Here is a 655-nt window from a genome sequence, read left to right as displayed (position 1 = left end):
ACTTCACATCACTATTTTACAAAACAAGTCGAAAAAATAGATAGTCAACCACAGACGTTACACTCATTTAATAATGTGGGAGATTATTACAATGTCACTTCTGGCACGGTACAATTTCATAGAAAAGATATATCAATTCCTGGCAATTCTGAGCTTGAAGTCGCTTACAGCCTGACTTACGAAACCGCATTTCCCGACTATTTTGGCTGGATTGAAGATGTTCCTCGAATTGAAATATCCAGTGGCGTCGGTTCGCATGGTGGCGAAAACACGCCATTATCATGGTTGAACGGTCAATATTGCTCAGGCTCGCAGTATACTAACGACGGTATTTCTATTGATGTATTGGGCGATGTTGGTTGGTCTATTTACCATGATAGAGCCAAACTCATTATTCCATCATTAAAGATTAACAGTTACCTTTTAGAAAATAACGGCGTCCTTGCTAAAGATGTTAATAAATACCCTTATGTAACAACTAATAATTGGCGATTTGAGTGTTTCAACTCTACAAACACTGGTGAAGAAGGATTTAAAGCTGTTTCACCAGAAGGTATCGCATATTATTTTGACCATAAAGCTAAATACGTTCGCGACTTAACGGGAGGCGCTCCTAAAACGCCTTTTTTAGCCATTATTGATAGCACTTCTGGTG

At 38.6% G+C, this 655-nt stretch carries 1 protein-coding gene; it reads left to right on the top strand.

The features are described from left to right. Positions 1 to 655: hypothetical protein (locus L2748_RS24285; protein ID WP_220783693.1), on the top strand; the 655-nt coding region annotated here is incomplete at both ends.

The sequence above is a fragment of the Shewanella sairae genome (assembly GCF_023283535.1).
GTDB lineage: Bacteria > Pseudomonadota > Gammaproteobacteria > Enterobacterales > Shewanellaceae > Shewanella > Shewanella sairae.
This window is presented reverse-complemented; position numbering and strand designations above follow the sequence as displayed.